General features: G+C 46.2%; 12 protein-coding genes. 3 read left to right on the top strand and 9 right to left on the bottom strand.

Going from position 1 to position 25,678, the window contains the following annotated elements; all coding sequences use genetic code 11:
- Positions 1–26: 26 nt before the first annotated feature.
- The 9 genes from susD to DW039_RS08805 form a co-directional block, all read right to left on the bottom strand.
- A complete protein-coding gene (gene susD / locus DW039_RS08845) occupies positions 27–1,703 on the bottom strand; it encodes a starch-binding outer membrane lipoprotein SusD (protein WP_009036582.1) in 1,677 nt (558 codons plus the stop codon).
- Between the two features lie 20 nt (positions 1,704–1,723).
- Positions 1,724–4,753, bottom strand: a complete 3,030-nt coding sequence (locus DW039_RS08840; protein WP_057281759.1) for a TonB-dependent receptor — start codon at positions 4,751–4,753, stop codon at positions 1,724–1,726.
- A gap of 719 nt (positions 4,754–5,472) precedes the next feature.
- Positions 5,473–7,950 carry a glycoside hydrolase family 2 TIM barrel-domain containing protein gene (locus DW039_RS08835; RefSeq protein WP_120381872.1) on the bottom strand — a complete coding sequence of 826 codons (2,478 nt, stop codon included), beginning with the start codon at positions 7,948–7,950 and terminating at the stop codon, positions 5,473–5,475.
- Positions 7,951–7,978: 28 nt separating this feature from the next.
- Positions 7,979–9,154, bottom strand: coding sequence for a glycosyl hydrolase 53 family protein (locus DW039_RS08830; RefSeq protein ID WP_117703697.1), 1,176 nt, complete (start codon positions 9,152–9,154; stop codon positions 7,979–7,981).
- A 77-nt stretch (positions 9,155–9,231) separates the two neighbouring features.
- On the bottom strand, positions 9,232–10,341 hold the full coding sequence (locus tag DW039_RS08825) for a glycosyl hydrolase 53 family protein (protein WP_117703696.1): 1,110 nt from the start codon (positions 10,339–10,341) through the stop codon (positions 9,232–9,234).
- A 28-nt stretch (positions 10,342–10,369) separates the two neighbouring features.
- Entirely contained in the window at positions 10,370–11,539 is a 1,170-nt protein-coding gene (locus DW039_RS08820) for a SusE domain-containing protein (RefSeq protein ID WP_117703695.1), read from the bottom strand.
- An 18-nt stretch (positions 11,540–11,557) separates the two neighbouring features.
- Positions 11,558–13,156, bottom strand: coding sequence for a RagB/SusD family nutrient uptake outer membrane protein (locus DW039_RS08815; RefSeq protein ID WP_309401738.1), 1,599 nt, complete (start codon positions 13,154–13,156; stop codon positions 11,558–11,560).
- A gap of 36 nt (positions 13,157–13,192) precedes the next feature.
- Positions 13,193–16,261, bottom strand: coding sequence for a TonB-dependent receptor (locus tag DW039_RS08810; protein WP_165853108.1), 3,069 nt, complete (start codon positions 16,259–16,261; stop codon positions 13,193–13,195).
- 274 nt (positions 16,262–16,535) lie between these two features.
- Positions 16,536–20,384, bottom strand: coding sequence for a two-component regulator propeller domain-containing protein (locus DW039_RS08805; RefSeq protein WP_243635020.1), 3,849 nt, complete (start codon positions 20,382–20,384; stop codon positions 16,536–16,538).
- Between the two features lie 225 nt (positions 20,385–20,609).
- Between DW039_RS08805 and DW039_RS08800 the strand changes: the two genes are divergently transcribed.
- The 3 genes from DW039_RS08800 to DW039_RS08790 all read left to right on the top strand — a co-directional run bounded on the left by DW039_RS08800 (position 20,610) and on the right by DW039_RS08790 (position 25,544).
- Positions 20,610–21,614, top strand: coding sequence for a LacI family DNA-binding transcriptional regulator (locus tag DW039_RS08800; protein WP_005826336.1), 1,005 nt, complete (start codon positions 20,610–20,612; stop codon positions 21,612–21,614).
- A gap of 19 nt (positions 21,615–21,633) precedes the next feature.
- A complete protein-coding gene (locus DW039_RS08795) occupies positions 21,634–23,001 on the top strand; it encodes an MFS transporter (RefSeq protein ID WP_005826335.1) in 1,368 nt (455 codons plus the stop codon).
- A gap of 224 nt (positions 23,002–23,225) precedes the next feature.
- On the top strand, positions 23,226–25,544 hold the full coding sequence (locus DW039_RS08790; RefSeq protein WP_005826334.1) for a family 65 glycosyl hydrolase domain-containing protein: 2,319 nt from the start codon (positions 23,226–23,228) through the stop codon (positions 25,542–25,544).
- Positions 25,545–25,678: the final 134 nt, after the last annotated feature.

Here is a 25,678-nt window from a genome sequence, read left to right as displayed (position 1 = left end):
TTTTAATAAATTCGACAATTATTCTATTAGTAACGCGGGTTTTGAGTCAAGTTCTTATTACCATTGATGTCATCAGCCGGAATAGGATACACGTTGAAGAAATCTTCCACGCTCTTGCCTTCGGCTACACCACCCTTGAAATCCCAGAGGTACCCATCACCTGTGAAAAGGCCAAAACGAATCAAGTCACTGCGACGACGGCCTTCCATATAGAACTCACGGCACCATTCGTCAATGATATATTGTTCGGTGATGGTGGCTGGAGTAGAAGCGCCTGCACGGTCGCGCAAAACTTTAATATCATCGCGAGCCTGCTGTGGGTCACCGCTCAAACGGAACTTAGCCTCGGCACGGGTCAGATACATTTCGGCATAACGAATCAAAGGAATGTCCACATCAGGGAATTCATTGTGTGAGGTGGCTGCACCATCTGTGCGGATATTGCTCCATTTCACGATAGAAAGACCGGAATTGAAGCCTGCAATCTGATCGGCCTGCAATTTGCGGAGTCCGCCACCGCAACCGGAATAGAACAATGCACGGTCATCATTCGCTTTCGCCTGCACATCTTTGGTTGTAGTACCTGCCGCCTTATCAAGCGCAATAATATCAGCTTCGGTAGCATCTTTGGGAGCAGCCTCAGTAGCAAGCGGACAATCCTCGATAGTAGAGAAGAATTTCTTAACCAAAGCAGCACGAGAGAAGTTACAACTCCAGCCGTTGGAAGTACCTATATAGGGCATTCCGGTGATACGAGTGGAACTTACCAAATAGTTGGCACCACTATAACACTTTGTCTTGGCACCATCTTGGCGAATGGGTAGAATGATTTCTTTCATGGCTTGTACGTTCTGATCGTTGTCGGCCATAAATACCTGTTCGTAGCCGGTATAGCCATTCTTCTCTGCTTTAGAAAGCTCGTATTTTCCATCAAGCAAGTTACAATAGTCGATAGCCTTCTGGTAATCTTTCACGGCACCTTTAGTATAAACCTCCGAGTTCAAGGCCAAACGGGCGTGAAGCATATAAGCAGCTCCCTTGTCGGCACGGCCAAAATTGGCGGAATTATTGAACTCACCCACTTCAGCAAGCTGCGGTTCTATATCGGTCAATTCCTGGTCAATCCAGTCGTAAAGGTCTTTACCGGCCTTCTCTACCGGCAACTCGTAAATGTCGTATGTAGTCTTGAAAGGAGCTTTGCCCCAAAGGTCAAGGAAATACCACAGATGAAGAGCACGCAGGAAACGAACCTCAGCACGATAAAGTTTGTAATTGGGGTCATCAGCCTTATCTTCAGTGTTAGTAAGATAGAAGTTGCAAAGTGTCACGTCAAAAGCCAAACGCTGGAATGTCCATTGCACACGGGGAGATGAAGCCGTCCAGTCGATATTGGTGATTTGAGGAATATCGGTGTCAGTCTGCCAAGCCCAAAGACATTCATCAGTACAGAGTTCCTGCAAATTGAATGTAGTACGGTAAAATCCACTTTCACCTTCATCACTACTGATATCGCCACTACCGGCAGGACCTTTTTGCCCTGTCAGGCCCAGCGTACTGTAAACTTTCGCCAGCAATTCCATATCTTCATAAGACGAACTGGATTGCGGGTCGATGGACGAAATATTCAAGTCGTTGATACACGACGTTGCCACTCCACCTATCAGAAGGGCGGCAAGGGCTGTTTTCAAAAATATATGTTTCATCTTTATATACATTTAACGGATTAGAAATTCAGGCTCAAGCCAATTTGAATACTGAAAGGACGTGGATAAGGATTGGAGTCGATACCGCTTGCCACTTCAGGGTCGATACCTTTGTACTTGGATATAATGAATGGATTTTGAGTAGTAACGAATGCACGGCCGGAACATGTTTCATGACCTGCGACCTTGAACAGTGCGGGGAAAGAATATCCCAAAGTAATGTTGGAGCACTTCAAGTAGGAAGCATTACGTACGAAATAGTCACTCAAATAGTTGTCGTTGCCGGCTCCTACACCTGTAAAGCCCAATGCCACAGCTTCGGGAGTAGAGTTGTGCAAAGCACTGTTGGAATACAGACCAGACTGGCTGACCACTGCACGGTTGGACAAAAAGTCATAGTAAACATAGTTACCGAGGGAAGCACGGAAAGACATGCTCAAATCCCAATTCTTATAGAGGAATTTAGTGGTAAAGCCCATGATGACATCGGCAGAGGGTTTCTTGTAGAAATAGCGGTCGCCATTGTCAATACGTCCATTACCATCACGGTCCACATACATACCTTCAATGGGTTTGCCATTCTCGTCATATACTTGCTGATACACAAAGAATGAATTAGTCGATTCACCTACCGTATTGGCCTGGATCAAAGTATTGTTACCACGACCGATCTTATCTCCGGCCCATGCATAATAGCCGGCTTCACCATCTACCAGGTCAGTAATCTCATTGTGATTCCAAGCGACATTATAGCTTACATCCCAAGTGAAATCTTTTGTAACAATGGGTTTTGCATTGATGGAGAATTCCACACCATAATTCTTCAACGAACCGATATTCTTGGTCAACTGAGAACCGAACTGCATACCAACAGGAATAGTGATGGAGTTCAGCAAATCCTTCGTTTCACGATAGTAACCATCAATATTAGCAGTGATACGGTTGTTCAAAAAGCCGAGGTCGAAACCAGCATTATAAGTAGTAGTAGTCTCCCACTTCAAGTCGGGGTTATAAGCCGATGGACGCATTGTACCATAGTAAGTATCACCAAAGGGATACTGGGCAAAAGAGTCGCTTGAAGTATAATGAGTTTCATAACCGAAGTCAGTTTTGATATCCTGCTGACCGGTCATACCCCAACCCAGACGAAGCTTAAACTCGTTCCACCAGGTAAGCTTTTTCATAAATGCCTCTTCATTGATTTTCCATGCCAATGCCACTGAAGGGAAGTAACCCCATCTGTTGTCATCAGAGAAACGAGAGGAACCGTCGGCACGGAACGTAGCCGTAAGCATGTATCTGTTGAGTAAAGTATAGTTCAAACGGCCGAAGTAAGAAACCAAAGAACTGTGAGTGGCCCATGCCTGTTCTTCTCTCAGCTTAGCGTCATGAGGTTCACCATTGTAAGGGTCGGTACCCTGCCCGTAGTCATAACCACTGCGGTGGAAATGGCTCTCTTCACCACCAACCATAATGTCAAAGTTATGTGCACCGATTTCTTTCACATACTGGGCATAAGCATTGGCAGTGATACTATATTTATAAGTCTGAGTCACGCCGTTCCAACCGTAGTAGTTGGGGCTATAAGCATATTTAGAAGTTATATCGTCCTGCTTGCTCTCTGTGTACTGACCTCCATAACTTGCATGCAGACGCAAATCCTCAAAGCCATGTACCTTATAATCCACATCAAAATTACCCGTAAAGTCATTGGCTACAGCTTTCGTTTCTTTGAGCATCAGCAGAGCCAAGGGATTCTGGGGAGCGTTGGGGTTATTAGTATATTTCCACTCGGGATTGAGGTCCTTGGGTGCCTGCGTATGCTGGAAATAGCCGCCAAAGAAAGGAGCACGCTCATCATCAGCGTCGAAATAAACAGGCTGCGTAGGATCCATTGAGAGGGCTGCTCCTATCGCACCGCCTGCATCAGCATAACGGTCTTTTTCGTACATATACTTGGCATTAATCTTCAAATTGAGATGATTGTCAAAGAAAGAGGGAGAAAGGCTCAAGCCGACATTGGCACGACGCATCCAAGAGGTTTCGACGATACCGTCAGAAGAATTATATCCCACACTCAAACGGTAAGGCATGTTCTTCAAACCGCCGGACACCGATACATTGTGGCTGTGAGAGATGGCTGTACGGAAAATCAAGTCCTGCCAGTCGGTATTGGCCTTGCCCATACCGACTTCACCGGCTTTGTCGCCCCACATGTTATTAATAAGATCGCGGAATTCATCGCCATCAAGCACATCATACTTTTTCTGGACCATAGAGATGGTCATGTCACCATTGTAGGATACTTTGGGAGCAGATCCGCTCTTACCTTTCTTCGTAGTAATGATGATAACGCCATTGGATGCACGGCTACCATAGATGGCAGTGGCCGAAGCATCCTTCAAAACGGTGAAAGTCTCGATATCGTTCGGATTGACCATCGCCAAAGGATTACTCATGCCTTTCGGAGTTTCGTTATCGATAGTCAAACCATCGATTACAATCAGCGGGTCATTAGAAGCATTCAGAGAAGAACCGCCACGTACACGAATCTGCGCACCGGCGCCCGGGGTACCTCCCGCAGTGATAACGTCCACACCGGCAACTTTACCGACCAACATATCCTGCGCATTGTTGGTGATACCTTTACTGAGTTCATCCGGTTTAATAGCAGTAACCGAACCAGTCAAGTCATCTTTCTTAGTGCGGCCATAGCCCACAACAACAACTTCGTCCAGCAATTCGCTATCTTCTACTAAAGTTACGATGATACTGGGAGCCGCAGCCACTTCCTGAGTTTTATAACCGATGAAAGAAATAACCAAAGTGGAACCCTTCGGAACATTTAATGAGAAATTACCATCCAAATCGGTAATAGTACCATTTGTAGCATTCCCTTTTTCCACTATACTCGCGCCTATCACGCCACCCAAAGCATCTTTTACATGCCCTTTCACGGTGATGTTCTGTGCATAAGCGCCTACAGACAAGAATAACCCTAACATTAGGGTAAGAATCGTTTGACAGATTCTAAGATTAACTTGCTTCATGCATTTAATAAATTAAAGTTAACAATATTAATTACCTATATATATTATTCGAAAAATAATTTTCGTACTTTCGCTTTCTAACGTCTTTCAAGTACCCAAAGCATGACGCAACAAAAATATGCTTTATTACTTTAATAAAGTATAAAGAGAGTGTAAAATGTGGGAAACGAACAGTGCAAACGATTGCATGCGGTTGCACAAGATAGAAAAATCACTTGATATATCATAATACAGCGCTTCTCTCCACTCTACATGTGGCATTCTTGCACATAACATATATGTTTATTCTGCTGAAGTACAGAGATTTTCACCGCCTAACGACCGTTAGGCGATTTGTTGATGGCCGTTGGCAGATCGCTTTACGGCCGTCAACAAATCGCTTTACGACCGTTAAGTACTACACAACATCAAGACAAAACAAAAGAAACACAAAGCTTTTACTGAAGAAATGCCATGCATGTATAAACCAAGCAACATACTTTCAGGATATGAATAACGTGTCTGCACAATATTAATATGCCATTAACACGATATTAACAAAATGGCCGACATGATATTAACTTGTTACATTACAACAAGTTAACATCATGTCGGCCCTAAAAACAGAGGTGGAAGCAAAATTTGCTTCCACCTTTTTCTGTTGCTTCCACCGCACCTCAAACACCGATGAACAAAGGGTTACAGAGCAGGTGTGGTAGAGTGGAAGCAAATAGTGCTATTTATTTCTCTGAAGTATAAAGTACCAGCTTTCCGGACTTCAATCCTTTAGCCCTTGCCTCAAACACGATCTCACCGGCTTGCTCGCCACTCTGCACAATAGCCGTCAGCTGACCGCTGAAAGCCGGCATCTTGGGCAGATGGAACAAATCGAGGCTGGTAGCATCTCCATTGGCAGCAGCGCGATATTTTCCGGCACCCTTCACCGAGAAGTTTACCATGCGGCTGTCTGCCGGACAAAGGTTACCGTCCTTATCCACGACACGGACTGTGATATATGCCAGGTCCTTACCATCGGCAGACAAGTGGGTGCGGTCGGCAACCAGCTCCAGATGATGGGGCTTGCCAGCGGTACGAATCACCTTTTCTTCTGCAGGATTGCCGGAAGCATCATAAGCCACCACTTTCACTTCGCCCGGTTCATAAGGAACATTCATCCACATCAAGCGATAGCGACGCTGCAAAGCAAGGGAGTCCTGACCTTCCAAAGCACGGCTTTCATCAGCAGTAAGTTTCCGTTGTTTGCCATAACTCTTTCCGTTGACGAACAGTTCGGCACTGGGATAGCTGGTGTAAACAAAAACCGGAGTATTCTCCCCTTCCCTGCCCGGCCACGTCCAGTGCGGAAGGACATGCAAGGTATTTGCCTGCTTGTTCCATAGGCTGCGGTACAGATAGAAACGGTCTTTGGGGAGGCTTGCCAAGTCTATGATACCGAAAACGGAGCTGTGGCTGGGCCAGGAATCCGTACTATAAGGAGAAGGCTCACCCAAATAATCAAAGCCCGTCCAGACGAACTGTCCGATTGTCCAGTCATAATCATCAGACAAAGCAAAATCCTCATCGGGAAGATTCGACCAGGAACAACACTCCACATCATAACCGGAGCACTGATGGTCATCATACATCACACTAGCTCCCTTCTGTACGGGAAATTTATAGACACCACGAGAACTTACAGTGGAAGCCGTCTCCGAACCAAGCACAATATTCTGTGGAAGAGTCTCATAAGACTCCACATAACGGTGAGCCCGATAATTAAGACCGGGTACATCAATCATTGCCGCAAACCCGTTGGCAAGCACGCAAGTTACCTGGTCCATACCGCAAGTAACGGGGCGTGTAGGGTCTTCGCGATGGCAAATATCCTGCAGGAAAGAAGCCACTTTGTAGCCCTCGGGACTACATTGGGTAGGAACCTCATTTCCTATACTCCACATTACCACACAAGGATTGTTCCGATAATGATGCAGCATGTTTACCATATCCTTTTCTGCCCATTCGTTGAAATAGCGGCGATAACCATTCTCACATTTGGCAATATCCCATTCATCGAAAGGTTCCAACATCATCATAAAGCCCATCTCGTCACAGAGTTCCACCAATTCGGGTGTAGGCATATTGTGGGAGGTACGGACTGCATCACATCCCATATCCTTCAATAATGTCAACTGACGGCGAAGAGCAGCCACATTGACAGCCGCACCCAACGGGCCCAAATCGTGGTGATTGCATACCCCCTGGAATTTACGGTGCTTACCATTCAGGAAGAATCCCTTATCAGCTATAATCTCAATGCTGCGGATACCAAAACGCGTGGTATATTCGTCAGTCTGTTTGCCATCTACATAAATCTTAGATACTGCCTTATATAAATAAGGTGTCTCAGGGGACCACAGAGACGGAGCATTTATCAGAAAATTCTGCTCAAATGGCTGTCCGTGATTAATTTTCCGGCTATTATCCTTACGGGCTACTATCTTACCGTCCGGCGCAATAATATCAGTAGAAATACGAACATCCGCATCACCGGCATTCCGTATTGTAGTACGCAGACGCACGGAAGCGTATTCAGCAGAAACATGCGGTGTGGTGAGCTGTGTACCCCAAACTGGAACATGGACACGTTCCGTAGTAACTAGGCGGACATTGCGATACAATCCCGCCCCCGGATACCAACGGGAGGACTGGGGCCTGTTTTCCAGACGGACAGCCAGCACATTGTTTTTACCGTCGGCATTCAGCAAACCGGTAACATCGCAATGAAAAGAGTTATATCCGAAAGGCCAGAAACAAGCTTCTTTCCCATTGACATAGACCCGAGCCTCACTCATAGCACCATCGAAAACCAGAGTGACCTGCTTGTCGGCAGGAGCATCAAAAGCCGTACGATACCAACCGACACCCACATAAGGCAACCCTCCGGTACGCCCGGTCTTTACGGAAGCTTGCTTTTCAAGGTCTTGCGTAACCGCTACCTCCTGCAAATCGTTGTTGCGGTCGAACGGACCAAAGATGGCCCAATCATGAGGAATGGTCACTGTTTCCCACTTACTGTCGTCGAAATTTGTTTGTGTTGCTTCGGGAACATCTCCCTTGGTGAACTTCCAGTTCTTTTCCAACAATGCTTCTGTACGCTGCGCCATTGCCGCCAAGGCAAAAAAGGCGCAGCAGGAAAAGATAAGTATTGTCTTTCTCATTCTTCTTTAAAAGATTTTGTTAATATAATTATTTAAAAGCATCCATTATCACAGTGGGGCGGCCGTCTTCAGTGAATGCCCCCAGCCGATATTGGTTCGGCCTGCATTCCGGTTCCCAGTAGAACACACCCTTGCAGCGTCCGTCAGTATTCTCTTTGCACTCTTTCAGGACACGGGCCAGTTGGCGTTTCCCTTCTGCCAGTACGGAAGCACTTGCCAGGTTCCCTTTGTCGTCGGCACACTCCATACCGGTTTCCACCACCATCACATCACAGTTATACTTCGCACTTACCACTTTGATATTTTTGATGCAGTCCGTAATAACGGCATCAGCCGCTGTATATTCCGGCTTGGCATCGCGCGACCAGTAAGGATAGAGTGACATACCTATCATATCCCACTTGCCTCCGTTCTTCTTCAGTTCGTCGAAAAACCAGTTGAACAAACCATTGTCCCATCCGTTGTCCAGGTGAACAATGACGATGGCATCGGGGCAGACCGACTTCACGGCATCATATCCGGTAGTGATAAATGCGCCGAGATTGGCCCAATTCATGGGATATACCACCTCGGAAGAAGCGTTTGCCGGAGCATCTTTCAAGTCGGATTCCTTCACGTCATAGGATGCGCCGCTCAAAGCCTTGTCTTTATCCCACAGCATGCCCGGACGGATTTCATTGCCCACTTGCACCCATTTGGGAGTGACACCGACCGCCTTCAGTTCCCGAAGCACACTCACCGTATGGTTGCTGAGAGCTTTCTTCAAGTCCGCCAGATTCTTACCAACCCATGCGGCAGGTTTATTCTGCTGGGCGGGGTCTGCCCACCAGTCACTGTAGTGGAAATCTATCATCACATCCATATTCAGCGCTTTGGCTCTTTGGGCCTTCACCACCACGTCGGCAGTGTTGCACCAGTTGTCGCTCGGGTCTACCCATACACGAATGCGGATGGCATTGAGTCCCAGCTCCTTCATCAAAGCCGTGCATTCACGCTTCTCGCCTTTAGCATTGTAGAAGTCGTATCCTTTGGATTCATATTCGGTGCACCAGCCTATGTCGGCACCTTTAGCAAAGTCCGTAGTAAGAGGCTCTTCCTTATCGGGAAGTCCACCTGCGTTGGGGTCTGTCTCATTATTGCTGCTGCATGCAAATACGGCAAAGGCAATACAAAAAAAGAAAGTCAAAAACTTCATGTGTTTCATGGCGTTATCTTAATTATTTCCGCAAATATAATAATTTAGCACATTTACTAAGGGATGAGGTTCCCAATAATTTGAAATCAACGGTCAATCGGCTGTACAAACCGTCTGAGCTCTTCCATTGCCGGAAGCACCTTTCCCGTATGGTTATCAAAGAGTCCACGGTTCAACCATCCCTCCGTCACAGTATTGCCACTGGCATTCTCCTCGGGAAACCACCAGAACAGCCCGGTTACATTGGCATGACGGCGCAGTTCAGCTACCAGCTCACGAGTGAAGATACGTTGCCCTTCTGCACTGACCGGATAAAACTCGGAATATTCGTCCGCACTTTTTGCCCATCTGTCATTCTCGTGCGAATAATAAGCTGCAGTCTCCACTATCATCACCTCCTTATTCGGGAAGTGGACTGCCAAAGAATCAAGCGTAGCGGCAAGTACCCCCACCGCCTTGTGCCACATAGGATAATAACTGAGTCCGATAATATCATAATCAAGCTGCTGCAGACGATTGTAGTAGGTCTTGGTTTTATTCCATTCGCCGGCTTTCTCGGTATGGATAATTATCTTTGTTTTGGGACAGACTTCACGGCAAGCCCTGGCGCCACTTTCCAAAAGTCTCACTAACAAATCCCAGTTATCACTTCCCAACGGATCGACTTTGGCAGCAGGCCACATCATCCCATTCGTTATCTCATTTCCTACTTGTATCAAATCGGGACATGCACCGGCTTCCACCATAGACCGAAGGGTGTTTTTAGTGTATCGGTACACACTGTCAGGCAATGAGGCCGTTTCGGCATCCAGCCAACAGTCCGGCATGAACTGTTTCCCCGGGTCAGCCCATGTATCGGAATAATGAAAGTCGAGCATGAACTGATAACCCATATCCTTTATCCGTTGTCCGAATTTGGTTACGTAATCCAAATCCTGGCATACTCCTTCTCCCTTATGCTCCGCGGAGGCTTTGGAAGGCTCAACGAAAAGCCGTACACGAACAGCATTCCAACCTTGTTCCTTGAAAAAGTCAAGGGGAGCAACCGGCTCTCCAACTGCATTTCTATATACAGTTCCTGCCGCCTCGTAAGAGGGGAGCAAAGAAATATCTCCCCCCAAAAGACGCTGCTGGGCATGCCCCAACAAAACTTGGAAAGCCAGCAGAATTCCTGAAAACAATACTTTTTTCTTCATATCGAATCTTACCTTATTATTTCATTAATTATTTGCTGAAGAAATGATAATAACCGTCAATGTCATTCAGGATAGCTACGTATTTGCCGGCAACTACCGGAATATTGGCACCTCCGTTCACTCCGAATCCATATGGGAAAGTGGAAGCTCCCCAGTTGGGGGTCCATCCAGCATATAAGAATTTTGCCGTGGTATCTCCACTTGTCGCATCCAACTCATACTTCCAGACATGATTGACCACACCTTCAACCGTATTTACGGGAATCATCTTCGTATCAGTACCCCAACCGTTGAAGTCACCGGAAATCAATAATCCATCATAAACATTTTTCGGTTCATCAGTGGCAACGATGGAGAGAGTGTTCTCTTTCGTGTTCAAGGAAATCTTATAATATCCACTGGCAGGAACATAAAAATCACTTCCCTCACCATCGGCATCCTTGAGACGCGGTTTGTTGAAGTCACCTCCATCAGCTCCCCACTGGTCATCCCACTCACCGGGCACCCTTACAATCTTGAAACCTTTGTCGGACGGGAAGTAACCGGTATAGGTCAATTCTCCCTTACCCGTCACATCATCATACTTGGCACCTTCCACCGGTGACAATGGAATGACTCCCGTACCTACTTCGCTTCCCCAAGAACCATCACCGATACAGCTTCCAATCAGGTACCACAGTTCCGGAGCAGCTGATACCAAAGCTACATAATAGGGAGCAACAGAAAGTTCTATGACATTTGAATAGCACTCGTAACCGGCATTCAGCCTTGCCCTCATTCTCACGTACAAGGATATCCCCTCAGCAGGCAGTTGGCTCGGGTCAGTATAATTGCCCAATTTCATGATAGCTTTGTTCACCAAATCAGCCGCCGCACCAAACTCACATACTGTAACAGAGCCGTCCATTTCGATATATGTAGCGTCATCCGCTTCTGCAGAAGTGGCGTCATTCCAGGTACCGGAGACAGAAATCTGCGCATAATACTTGACGGGAGCCGTATAACCATAGTCTGGTTGTTCATAGGTCAACCTAATGGAGTCTGTGTTAGCCAAGTCATATACACCGCCTCCTAAAGCAGGCATATTCAGTTCGAAAGTACTGGGTTGCTGTACTGTCGGATTGGAGTCTCTATCATCTGTACATGCAGTGAACATCGCCAATCCCACCAACAACAAAGTGAATAAATATCTTTTCATATTCTGTTCTTTTTTTGATTAATAACCCGGATTCTGAATTAAGTTGGAATTGTTCGCCAAATCGTTTTCAGGAAGCGCAAAAATCGCTCTGATATTGCTGAATTGCGCACCTTCATAAGTGCCTCCCATCCATTCCCATTTATAGGATGCCTGACCGGCATATTTATTGAACCGTATCAAATCCATGCGGCGGCGGCCTTCAAACCAGAATTCTCTCGCCCACTCATCACAAATATCATCCAACGTATATAGATTCTTCTGGGCAGCATTGGCACGGGAACGAAGTTCATTGATTTTCTCCTTTGCATCCGCATTAGACCCGTTCAAACGGGTAGAAGCTTCTGCATAAATCAAATAAGCCTCAGCAACACGGAAAAAAGGAAGGTCTGCATTTACATAATCGACCACCTGATTGGATTGTCCATCCGAACGGACATTACGAAACTTCACACATGCAAAACCTGCAGTCGCATCCGTTTCGTCTTTAATGGAAGCGGAAAAGCCGTCACCATAGAAAAGAGCACGGTCATCATTGGCCGGAGCTGTCATTTCCGCAACCGTCTTTCCCGCAGGAGGAGTTGCCGTATAGAACTTGTCAAGCAATTGCTTGCGGACCCGGGCGCACTTTCCCCAGCTGCAATTCGTGCCGGAAGGAATCGTAACATCCATTGTTGAATTATAAGTGGCAAGAACCAGAAAATTCATCCCACCATAGCTTTTTGTAGTAACCCCGTCAAAGAGTATCGGAAAAATGTTTTCATACTGTGCCCCATTCGTATTGTTGTCTGCCAGGAAAAGCATCTGATAGGCGGAATAAACCTCACCGGTCACCGGATTGGTAGCTCCCTCCGTACACAGATGATAATACCCGTTGTTTATCACCTTTTCTGCGTAATCCATGGCATTCTGCCACTGGGCAGTACCGGTATAAACCTCAGCATTCAAGTAGAGACGGGCCAGCAAATTCCATGCAGCCACCTTGTCAACACGCCCATAAGTATTCTGTCCCGGTTCTGCCATATCAGCCTCACACTCTTTCAGTTCTTTCTCAATATAATCGAAATACTGGGTACGTGTATAGCGTTCTGCCAATTCAGAAGAGACTTCTTCCGTAAATGCTGCGTTACCATACAAGTCCATGATGTAATAATACTGTAAAGCACGGATAAAACGGACTTCCGCACGTTGCATGGAAGACGTACCGCCATCATCCGGAATCTGCTCCAAGAAGAAGTTACACAACGTGACAGTAAAATAAAGACGATAATATAGTCCGATAGAGAATGCGGCACTCGCTCCATAAGAATTGTGGAGCATTTCATCCATACCGGTATCTGTGAGCCATATCCAGTGTGCCTCATCCGTAGTGAGCTCATTCAGGTTCCATGCCATGCGGAAAAACTCTGAACGTCCTTCGTCCATGTCGTCAATATCCGCATTACCGCTCGGGCCGGTCTGTCCGGTCAAACAGAAACTTGCATATATCTTGTTAAAAAGAGCATTTTGATCCAAAGTCATGGTTTGCTGCGGATTGATAGGCTTTACATCCAAATCTCCCACACAAGACGAAAACCCTATCATAAGTGTAAAGGCAGCAACCGGAATTAATGATTTCATATTGTTGAATTTCATACTATTTTTAGTTTTAAAGGATTAAAAATTAAGGCTGAGTCCGAAAATTCCCACCAGAGGACGAGGATAGATACTGCCATCATATCCACCGTTGATTTCAGGATCCAGACCTTTGTACTTGGTTATCGTAAACACATTCTGGGCCGTGAGATAAGCACGCCCGCTGATTTTCTGCCCGAACAATTTGTCGAAAGAATGGCCCAGCGTAATGTTGTCACACTTCAAGAAAGAGGCATTCTGGATGAAATAATCAGAAAGGGCATCCAAGGCATCCACTTTCTTCCAGTTCTTGGCCAGTGACATTTGAGGCACATTGTGCCATGCATTGCCCGAATAAATACCGGTAACCGACAAATCAGAACGGCTACATTCAACAGCATTATAAGCATAATTACCCAGACTGGCACGCAGCGAGAAACTAAAATCCCAATTTTTATAAATCAATTTCGAGGAAAGTCCCATCAATACGTCCGGGTCTGATTTCTTATAGAAATAACGGTCGTTGTCATTGATGATGCCATTATTGTCACGGTCTACAAATTCGCCCTCTATCGGCTGGCCTTTCTCATCATAGACTTGCTGATAGGTGTAGAAGGCAGAGACAGCTTCGCCTACGGAATATCCCTTGATTCCATTGGAACCACTATCACCAACGGCAATTCCTCCATGACGAATGATGTATTTGTCACCTGTACTCTTCACCAGCTCGTCTATTTCATTAGTGTTGTGTGTCAGATTGAATCCCAACTCCCAACGCCAATCCTTCTGCTGAATGGCTCTCCATGTCACTGCAAATTCAAAACCCTTATTATGCAGTGAACCGATATTGCTCGTCACCTTATTCTTGAAATTGGAACCGGCAGCTACATAAACATCATTAATCAAATCCTTCGTCTTGCGATAGTAATAATCAAAATTGGCAGTGATTCTGTTGTCCAGGAATCCCAAATCAACCCCAATGTTATAAGTAGTGGTCTTTTCCCAGGTCAAGTCATTATTATAGGCATCCGGACGGTAAGTGATGCCATTACCCAAAACCGGATAATATGCTCCTTCCGAATTGGGGGTATATGAAGCAAAATAGGTATAATCGCCAATGCCTTCCTGCTGTCCGGTGATACCATAACCTGCACGAAACTTGAAATCGGAAACAGCATCCACATCTTTCAAGAAACCCTCCTCCTTCACCTTCCATGCCAATGCAACGGACGGGAACAATCCCCAACGGTTCTTTTTGGAGAAACGGGAAGAGCCATCATCACGCAAGGTGAAGGTCAGCAGATAACGGTCGAGTAAAGAGTAGTTCATACGGCCAAAGAAAGAAACCAGATAGTTCTCCGTCTTGTAGAGTGTATTTTCTGACGGATTATAGATTTCACCGGCATGTTCAAGGTTCGTATCAGGGTAAGTTCCATAATAATAGTAATCTGTCTCTTTGTGGAAATGCTGCCATTCATAACCGGCCATGATATCAAAATGGTGCGCTTTCCCGAAGTCCTTCATGTACTGTGCATACATGTTCAATGACAAATTGTATGTATCTTGTGTATTCCAACCGACACGTCCATAATAATAATTGTCAAGGTCAAAACGGTTGTAATTCTTGTTGGACTTGCCGCTTGCCACATCCATACCACCATTGACATGCAAATGCAAATCCTCGAAACCATGAATCTTATAATCCAGTTCAATGTTCCCCATCAGCACTTTTGACTTTCCTTTATCCGAACGGTTATTCAGCATCCCGACGGGATTGGCCGTAGCCAAAGTATTGATGTTGTATCCCCATTCAGAATCTTTCCAGTCTACTGCTTCGGGCCATTCCCAATATCCACCAAAGTTTTTATCATAAAATTCCGTCCCGCCATAAACCGGCTTGGTAGGGTCCATTGAAGTGGCAGCTCCAATGGCATCGGTATTGGCATAGCTTGTCACAGAATACATGCCCTTTGCGTTGAAGTTAACCTTCAAATGCTCATCAAAAAGAGAAGGGGAAAGATTCACACTGGCTGTATAACGCTCAAAACTTGATGTTTTCAGGATACCTTGCTGATTGGTGTAGCCCAGGGAAACACGATAAGGCATATTTTTCAATCCACCGGAAACAGTGATATTATGGTCGGTACTGACTGCCGTACGATAAATCTCGTCCTGCCAGTCGGTATCGGCAAAAAGATGCTCGCCCTGAGCATTCGTATATCCTAATGCCTGATATTCCGCACTCGCCAGAAACTCTTCATCAGAATAACCATATGTGTTCTGTACAAGTTTCATGAACTCTTTGGCATTCAGTACATCCAGTTTGTCCGTAACCATGCTGACGGACACATTACCATTATAAGAAATACGAGGTTTAGAGTTACTCTGTCCTTTCTTAGTAGTAATCAGGATAACGCCATTGGAGGCACGGGAACCATAAATCGCTGTAGCCGAAGCATCTTTCAACACAGTAAAACTCTCTATATCAGCCGGATTCACCAAAGCCAACGGATTGGACATTCCTTGCACTCCATAATTATCCATGGCAAGTCCGTCAATTACAATCAACGGGTCATTACTGGCATTCAATGAAGAACCGCCACGGATACGAATAGTGGCACTGCCACCCGGCTCACCACCATTGTTGACAACACTGACACCGGCAATCTTGCCTTGCATCATGTCTTGGGCAGATGTCGTCAGCCCCTTGTTCATTTCATCCGGTTTAATTGCCGTTACAGACCCGGTCAAATCATTTTTCCTAGCCACACCGTAACCGATGACCACAACCTCATCCAACAATTCACTGTCTTCCTGCAGGGTCACGACTACACTGGAAGCTGCAACCACCTCCTGAGTCTTATAACCGATAAAAGAAACTACCAAAGTAGAACCTTTGGGTACATTCAGTGAAAAATTACCGTCAAGATCGGTGATAGTCCCGTTTGTGGTATTTCCTTTTTCTACTACACTTGCACCTATCACTCCACCCAGGGCATCTTTAACATGCCCTTTCACAGTGATGCTTTGTGCATAAGTGCCTACTGACAAGAATAGCCCTAGGATTAAGGGCAGAATCATCCGATAGATTCTAAGATTAACTTGCTTCATGCATTCAATAAATTAAAGTTAACAATATCAATTATCTGTATATTTGTACGTAAGAAAGTATCTGTAACCAGGAGTCTATTCTTCCGCTATCAAATTCAAGTCTTGCCTTTCACCGGCAAATTTAGAGCAACATCATTTTCCCCGAAAGCAGATATCGGACATAAGAGGATAAAAAAAGGACAAACCCTCACCAGATATATTCTGATGAGGGTTTGTCCTTGTAAAAGCGGCATTATTCCGCCGCGTATTGTTTAGGGGGAAGTCCGAACTCTGCCTAAAAACATTTAGAAAAATAAGAGTGATTGGAAAAGCCTACCATATACATTACCTCTGCCACTGTAAACTTTTTCTGCTGCAACAACATGGCTGCTTTTTTCATGCGGATGGACTTGATATATTCCACAGGGGTCATTCCCGTCAGCTGTTTCAGTTTGCGGTACATCTGCTTGTTGTTGGTCGCCGCCCAGTCACAAAGAGTATTCACATTCAACTCGGAATCCGAAATATGCTCTTCTATCAAGCGGGTGACATTTGCCAGAAATTTCTCGTCATACGAAACGGCCTCTATCGCTTTCGGAGTAGCAAGTACCTCCATACGCGCCTTGGCCTCATGAGTCTGCTTGCTGGAGAGTAACTGCTCTACCCGCAAGAGCAGGATATCCGGCTCGAAAGGTTTGGCTATGAAGGTATCAACGTGTAACTGTATACTCTCAAGTTCTGTCTCCTTATCACTCTTAGCCGTCAGCAGAATGATCGGGATGGTGGATGTAGGGATATGTTTTTTCAAACGCCGTACCATCTCTAACCCATCCATTACAGGCATCATTACATCCGAAACAATCAAATCGGGCAGCAATTCCATGGCAAGCTCCAATCCGGATTTGCCATTTTCTGCCACACGACAGCGATATTTGGCATGCAGAATCTGGTAAATGAATTCCGCCACTTCCGCATTATCATCTACAATCAATACAAGAGGAGCATCCGGTGAAAGAATATCCGGTGATGAATCAGGTACCCCTACCGGAGCTGTCTGCTCTTGATTCACAACCGGCAAAGTCAAGGTTACCGTAGTACCAACATTCTCCTCTGACATCAGCCGAACATTGCCACCATGCAATTCCGTATAGGTTTTCACCAAATAAAGTCCGATTCCAGTTCCCTCATTTTTTCCCGCAGTCTTGGATGATTGGAAGAAACGCTGGAAAATATACGGTTGGTCCTGAACTGGTATTCCGGTACCGGTATCTGCCACAGAAATATACACCTCCCTCCCACCTTCGGGAGCATCCAAAGAAAGAGTAACGGTTCCGCCTTCCGGCGTATATTTTACAGCATTGGAAAGCAGATTATCCAAAACAGACTCCAACTTGATGGCATCCATCTGAATGTATAGTTGTTCCCGATTCGTCCGAAATTCACAAGCGAGCTGTTTTTCCTTCATTTTTCCTTCTGTATAGAGTGCAAGCAAATCACGTGCAAAAGAGACCAGTTCTATCTGTGATAAAATCAATAAAGTCCTATTGCCGCTATCCACCCGGTTCAAGTCCAGCCCTTGATGAATCAATGAATTCAGTTTCATGGCATTGCGCTGAACCAATTCGAGCTGCTTCTTCTCCTGCTGATTCCTAATTTCCGGCAACATCCTGCTGATAGGGGCAATAATCATACTTAAAGGTGTCTTGAGGTCATGGGAAAGATTGGTAAAGAATTCCAGTTTGGCACGCGACTGTTCCAAAATCTTCTCCTTTTCCAAATGTTCCAGCTTCAAGCGGTTTTTCACACGGAAAAAGTGAATGGTCCAAACAATCAAAGCGCAGCATAACAGCATATAAAATGCCTTCGCCCACGAAGTATAGTACCATGGTGGAAGGATATGGACATCCAGACTATATATTTGTTCAAAGGGTTTGCCATAGGAATCCAGCTTACTTGCCATTAACCGATAGTTTCCATAATCCAGATTATTATAAATGATGCGGTTGGTATTGGGAGCCAGAAGAGTCCACTCACGCTCTACCCCTTCCAGACGATATACAATCCTGCTTTTCTCCTCCAGCGAGTAAGGCAAATCCGACAGTTCAAAAGCAAGATTATTCTGGTTGTACTCCAAGTTTATCTGTTCCATAAGACGGATGCTCCGGCAGTTTTTCTCCGAACCGGGCAAATAAAGCCGGTTATTCACATAAAGGGCTGTCAGCAATAACGGGCGTTCCGGATGTTCCGCCAGCAATGCATCCGGGGAGGAAATGGCAAAGCCATCCGCTGTGCCCAAGTATAGTTCACCCTCTTTCCTATCAAAGAACAAGCTGGTAAAACGTTTGTCGGCAATACTCAGGCGTCGCACTTCCAATGTCCGCTGGTCTGCCACCCAAAATCCGTCAGTAGTGGATATCCATATCTTTCCTTCAGCCTCTATCATGGAAAGCACTTCATAATGATTGAAAGCATCGAACGGCAAAACCTTTACCCTATTATCCGAAGGCTCCACACGCATTACTCCACCGGGAAAGCCAATCCAAATACAACCATCCTCGGCACACAAGACAAAATTGGGCCTTTGCCCCTCCTTGAACTCTCCTGAAGCAATATGGGTAATATTATTGGTAGAAGAATTTATTTTCTCAACACTGTTGGCACTACTGAGCAGGGCCAGTGCATTTCCTTCACTGTCGGGAACCATCTGGTTGATGAACATACCCGACAAACCATTGTGTATGGAATAGGTTCCTTCGGCTACATATGGGTGTGTAGAGGCATGCAGCAGTTTATGTTTGTCCACGACAAAAATACCGCCCAAACAAGTAGCTACCCATAACTTTCCATTCTTGTCTTCGAAAAGGCCATATGCCCAGTTAGTATTGTAGCGGCGGGTACTGTCTACTATACTATAAGGTATAAACTGGCGGCTTTCCTCATCATAGCGGCTGATGCTCCCGTCTGTTGCCACCCAAAGGTATCCGTCCCGGTCTTCATACAACTGTCGTACCCGGTTATGGGTCAAAGGAAAATTCTTATCTCCCATCTTGTACCAGGTAACATCCCTGCCCTTTCCCGGCACCCGGCCTTCCGGCCTTTCCTCCTCAGAAAACGTGAAACGGATAAGTCCATTTGTTCCCCCAAACCAAAAATTACCATGCACATCACGCAACATGGAATAAAACTGGTTTCCTTCCCCCGTCCCGGTAATCCGCGATATGGGAACATAGCGTAATGTCTCTTTACAACGTGCCATGGATATGCCATAGTCCGTCCCCAGCCAGATATTCCGTTCACAATCCGCATAAACAGTCCATACAATGTTGTTGGACAGTGACTGGAGGTTCCGCGAATCATGCACGATATGCTGTAAAGGTGAATCTTCTCCGTATATGTACAGTCCATTGTCTGTCCCCACCAACAATTGCCCATATCCATCCAAAGCCATTGATTTGACAGAATTGTCATGAAAAGCATCAATTCTCTGTATTTGCCCGTCGGCAGGAGTATATTTGAAAAGACATCCTTCCGTACCTATCCAAATACATTTCCTCACCGCATCTTCCAACAAAGAGTTTACAAACAGATTACTTTTATTCCTGCTAGCAGGTAGTTCTATCATTTCAAAACGTCCGGTAACGGATGTATAGCGGCAACAGCCATTATAGGTACCAATGTAAAGCTGATGGTCTGAAGAATGGATAAGAGAGTAAATTGTCTGATGAGGGATACCTTCTTTTACGGAAGAAATCTCACGGGTCTGTGGATGATACGTATACAGCCCGTTCAGTGTGCCCAACCACAGCAACCCATCGTACATCACCAGTGTACGGATGTCCGTCGGAAAATCAATTCCCGGTTCCTCATAAGTATCTGTCCGGTAATTGTATATCAATAACCCGTTGTCTGCTCCCAGATAAAGATAGGTACTGTCTACTACTTCTCCGCAATAAATACGCGTATTGCTACGTTCGCCAAAAATGAAATGCGGTTGGGTGGAATAGCCGTCATAGCTGAACAGACCTTTATCCGAACCTATCCATATCAGTCCTTGTGTATCTTGCAGAAAACAGCTGATGACAGATGCCTCTGTCCCTAAACTGATATTCTGAAACAACCGGTAATCGGGCTTCTGTGCCCACATATGGCAAGGAAGGACAGTCTGTAAAAGTATAAAAACAAAAAGAATATATTTGTACATACTCAAGGTTATATTCATTAAAGGTCCGGACAAAGATAAGAAACCGCAATCGTTTGCACAAACTTACAACCCGATAAACCTCAACGAATAAGCACAATTTACCATATTACGTTATTTTTGCAATCGGATTAGGGAAGTTTACCTTATCTTTGTCCTCAAAACTATACCATGAATAAACCGCAGATTACCATCAAGGATATTGCCCGGGCGCTGAATGTCTCCCCTTCCACCGTGTCAAGAGCGCTGAAAGACAATCCGGACATCAGCAAGGAAACTCGTGACCTTGTCCATGCCTATGCGCGCGAACATAACTACAAGCCCAATGTACTGGCCGTAAATCTCCGCGCAAGCCGCAGCAATACCATCGGCGTCATTGTCCCCCAACTGGTACACCACTTCTTTTCCTGCGTATTGAGCGGAATTGAGAAAGCGGCGGCAAATGCCGGATATAATATCATAGTGGCGCAGAGCAGCGAATCGTACGAGCAGGAAGTGAAGATTGTGCATTCTTTCCTTGCCGCCCGTGTCTGCGGAGTCATCGCTTCACTTGCCAAGGACACTTCCCAATACGACCATTACCAGGAGCTACTGAACAACGATATTCCCATCGTCTTTTACGATCGTATCTGCACGGGGCTGAAAACCGAGCGAGTGGTGGTGGACGATTATGCCGGCTCCTTTGCCGCCGTGGAATACATGATACAGACCGGATGCAAGCGTATCCTTTTCTATGGTGCGGCTCCCCACCTGGAGATTACCAAAAATCGCCGGAACGGCTACCTGGATGCCATGAAGAAGTATAAAATTCCGGTGGACGACAGCATGATTCTGTTGTGCGACACCCGTGAACGTGCCATCTCCATCACTCCCGACCTGCTGGAAAGCGAAGACCGCCCTGACGGTTTCTTTGCCATCAACGACGAGACAGCTTCGGGCATACTGTATGCCTGCAAACTGGTCGGCGTAAAAGTTCCCGATGAAGTATCCATCTGCGGATTCACCGACGGAGCCATTGCGCAAAGCACCGACCCGAAGCTGACTACCGTGGAGCAGCATGGCGAGGAAGTAGGTAAAAGCGCTTTCAGCATTCTGACCGGAAAGCTGGAGGGAGAAGAGAAAAGCAACAACAAGATAGTACGTACCAATCTGGTGATAAGAGGAACTACGAAATAATAAAACATATTAAACCATCATGAAAGTAAAACCCGATTTAAGTTTCTGGAAGCTGTGGAACATCAGCTTTGGTTTTTTCGGCGTACAGATTGCATATGCTTTGCAGAGTGCAAACATCAGCCGTATCTTTTCCACTTTGGGTGCAGACCCGCATAATTTGAGTTATTTCTGGATATTACCGCCGTTGGCAGGTATCATTGTACAACCCATTGTGGGAGCCGCCAGTGACAAGACCTGGACACGCTTCGGACGGCGCATCCCTTATCTGTTTATAGGTTCGTTGGTGGCCGTACTCGTCATGTGCCTGCTACCCAATGCCGGAAGCTTCGGCATGGCAGTAAGTACAGCCATGATTTTCGGACTGGTATCGCTGATGTTCCTCGACACCTCCATCAATATGGCCATGCAACCCTTCAAAATGATGGTGGGTGACATGGTGAATGAGAAACAAAAAGGGCTCGCCTACTCCATCCAGAGTTTTCTCTGCAATGCAGGCAGCCTGGTAGGCTATCTCTTCCCGTTCATCTTTGCATGGATTGGCATCAGCAATACAGCTCCCCAAGGAGTAATCCCCGACTCGGTGATTTACTCATTCTACATCGGAGCAGCCATCCTTATCTTCTGCGTTATCTACACTTCGGTCAAAGTAAAAGAGATGCCGCCTGCCGAATATGCAGAGTATCACGGCATCACCGAAGAAGAGGAACATGAAAAGACCAACATGCTGAAGCTGCTCATCAAGGCTCCGAAAGCATTCTGGACTATCGGACTGGTACAATTCTTCTGCTGGTTTGCCTTTATGTTCATGTGGACCTATACCAACGGCAGCATCGCTGCCAATGCTTTTGACGCTCCTACAGTAGAGCACCTGGTAGATGGTGTGACCAAAGTAGTACTCGACACCAAGAGCCTGCAATATCAGAATGCCGCCGACTGGGTAGGCGTACTGTTTGCCGTGCAAGCCATCGGCTCTGTGCTTTGGGCCATCTGCATACCGATGTTCAAGGACCGCCGCCGCGTCTACTCACTCAGCCTTGTTCTGGGAGGTATAGGTTTCATTTCCACCTATTTTATGCACAATCCGTATATGTTGTTCATTTCCTTCCTGCTGATAGGTTGTGCATGGGCTGCCATGCTGGCACTGCCGTTCACCATCTTGACCAATGCACTGAGCGGAGGACATATGGGTACCTACTTAGGTCTTTTCAATGGTACCATCTGTATTCCACAGATTATTGCGGCAGCTTTGGGCGGCAGTATTCTGTCCTTGTTTACTCCCAAAGGAGTACTGCCCCCCGAAATCAATATGCTTGTATTGGCAGGAGTGATGCTGATAATAGGTGCTTTCTGTGTATATTTAATTAAAGAGACTAAGGGAGAGAAATAGAACCAAGCTCCTACTTCTGCACACAGATGACACAGATAAGGCAGATGAACACGGATAAGTTTGTCTAATAATCCGTGTTCATCTGCCTTATCTGTGTCATCTGTGTGCTATATTATCTTTTTTAATCCCCTCCCTTCCCCTTTCACTATTTTTGTCCTCACTTTTCTCTTTTATTTCCGCATATTGCGTATCTTTACGGCGATAACTACAGAAAACACGTCGCCATGAAAAAATACCTCAAGACCGATGAATGGAACATCATCGAAGACCAATTCCACCCCGACCGTCAACGGATGTCGGAAAGTATATTCAGCCTCGGAAACGGACGTTTCGGGCAACGAGGGTATTTTGAGGAGCCTTACAGCAGTGACAGTTACCGTGGTTCATTTGTGGCCGGCATCACTTTCCTGGACAAAACCCGCGTAGGATGGTGGAAGAACGGATTTCCACCATATTACACCCGTATACCCAAGGCTGCCGACTGGAGCCGCATCAACCTGCGCCTCATCGATGAGGAACTCGATTTGGCAGGCTGGGATGTCGACAGCTTCAACCGCCGCCTGGATATGAAGGAAGGTATCTCCTACCGGGACATGGAGGTGACGTCTCCTCGTGGAAACCAGCTCCGCATCCATGTAGAGCATATCACAAATATGGCAAGACCCAACCTCTGTCTCATCAAGTACAGCGTGTCTTCCATCAACTATACCGGCAGAATCTCACTCGTGCCCATCCTTGACGGGAATATAGTAGACGATGCCGATCTGCCAAACCTGAAAATATGGAACATACTGCGTTCCGGTTCTACCAGCAGCTGTGCCTATCTCTGGACACAGACCCGCCGGGAAGATGCACAAGTGTGCTACGCCATGACTTACCAATTCTTCAAAAACAACAAGGAAACCACTGCCAACCCCATACGGATAGAAAAGGAAAAGCAGACCGGTTTCAGCGTAGGTGCCGACGTGAAACCCGGAGACAACGTGACACTCATCAAATACACCGCCATCGCTTCTTCTCTCTACCACGAACGGAGTGAATTGGTGGAACACTCCGTGGCCGAGGCACGCGAAGCCAAGAGCATAGGCTGGAATACGCTGGTAGAAGAGCATCGAAGGGCCTGGCAGGAAATCTGGGACGAAACGGATGTCGTCATCGAAGGGGACCCGGAAGCGCAACAAGGTATCCGGTACAACATATTCCAACTGTATCAGACTTACCGGGGAGATGATCCGCGCCTAAACATCGGCCCCAAAGGATTCACCGGAGAAAAATATGGCGGAAATACTTATTGGAACACGGAACTGTGTTGTGTACCGTTTTTTCTGCTCTCCACTCCCAAAGAGATTGCAAAGAACTTGCTGGCATATCGGTACAACCAGCTTCCCAAAGCCATCGAAAACGCCCGTAAACTGGGTTTCAAGGACGGTGCAGCGTTGTTTCCGCAGGTAACCAACAATGGAGAGGAATGCCACAGTGAATGGGAAATAACCTTCGAGGAAATCCACCGTAACAATATCATTGTCTATGCCATCGTTCAGCATGCAGCGCTGACGGGCAATATGGACTATATCGCTAAATATGGCCTGGAAGTAATGATTGCCGTCAGCCGTTTCTGGAGACAACGGGTATCCTTCTCCCAACCCAAACAGAAATATGTCATACTGGGGGTTACCGGCCCGGATGAATACGAAAACAATGTGGACAACAACTGGTACACTAACTATTCCTGTATACAGTGCCTCAAGATGACCCTCCGTTTTCTGGAAATGGTGGCACAGCAATATCCAGATGAATATGCCCACATACGCCGCATCACCAATCTCGACCAAGTGAAGGAAAGTGCCCGGTGGAGAGACATCATCGAACACATGTATCTGCCGGAAGACAAGGAACGGGGTATTTTTATCCAAAATGACGGCTATATGGATAAAGTACTGGAAAGTACAGATAACATTCCTGCCGAAGAACGCCCCATCAACCAACATTGGTCATGGGACCGCATTCTGCGCTCTTGCTACATCAAGCAGAGTGACGTGTTGCTCGGACTTTACCTCTATTATTTCTATTTTGACACGGAAACCGTCCGCCGCAATTTCGAGTTCTATGAGCCGATGACCGTACACGAATCCTCCCTTTCTCCCCACATCCATTCCATCCTGGCTGCACGCATCGGCAAAGTGGAAAAAGCTTACCAGCTTTTCCTGCATGCCACACGGCTTGACCTGGACGACTACAACAACGAAGCAGACCAAGGTCTGCACATAACCAGTATGCCCGGCAGCTGGCTGGCCATTGTACGCGGATTTGCAGGTATGCAGGTGCTGAAGGAGACGTTGTGTTTCTCCCCTGTCATACCGCAAAAATGGGACAGCTATTCATTCAAGGTGAATTATCTGAAAAACACACTTCACATACGGGTAGGAAAAGAAATCGAAATCTCGCTTACAGCAGGCAGCAAAGTGGACATACAAGTCTACGGACACCCATATACGCTGGAACGGGGGACGGAATTGAAAATTAATATGCCAATGTGCCAATGACCTGCGGCGTGATAGCGCAGCATAAACATTGCGCAGCCAATTAGCACATTGGCACATTAAATCATCATTTATCCTATAACCGGGAGAACATTTGGTTGTTTTCCCGGTTTTATGTTTTTATATATACCTGAACG

It is taken from the genome of Bacteroides sp. AF39-16AC, assembly GCF_003602735.1.
Lineage (GTDB): Bacteria > Bacteroidota > Bacteroidia > Bacteroidales > Bacteroidaceae > Bacteroides > Bacteroides uniformis.
Note: the sequence above shows the minus strand (reverse complement) of the source record. Positions and strands in the feature narration are given on the sequence as shown.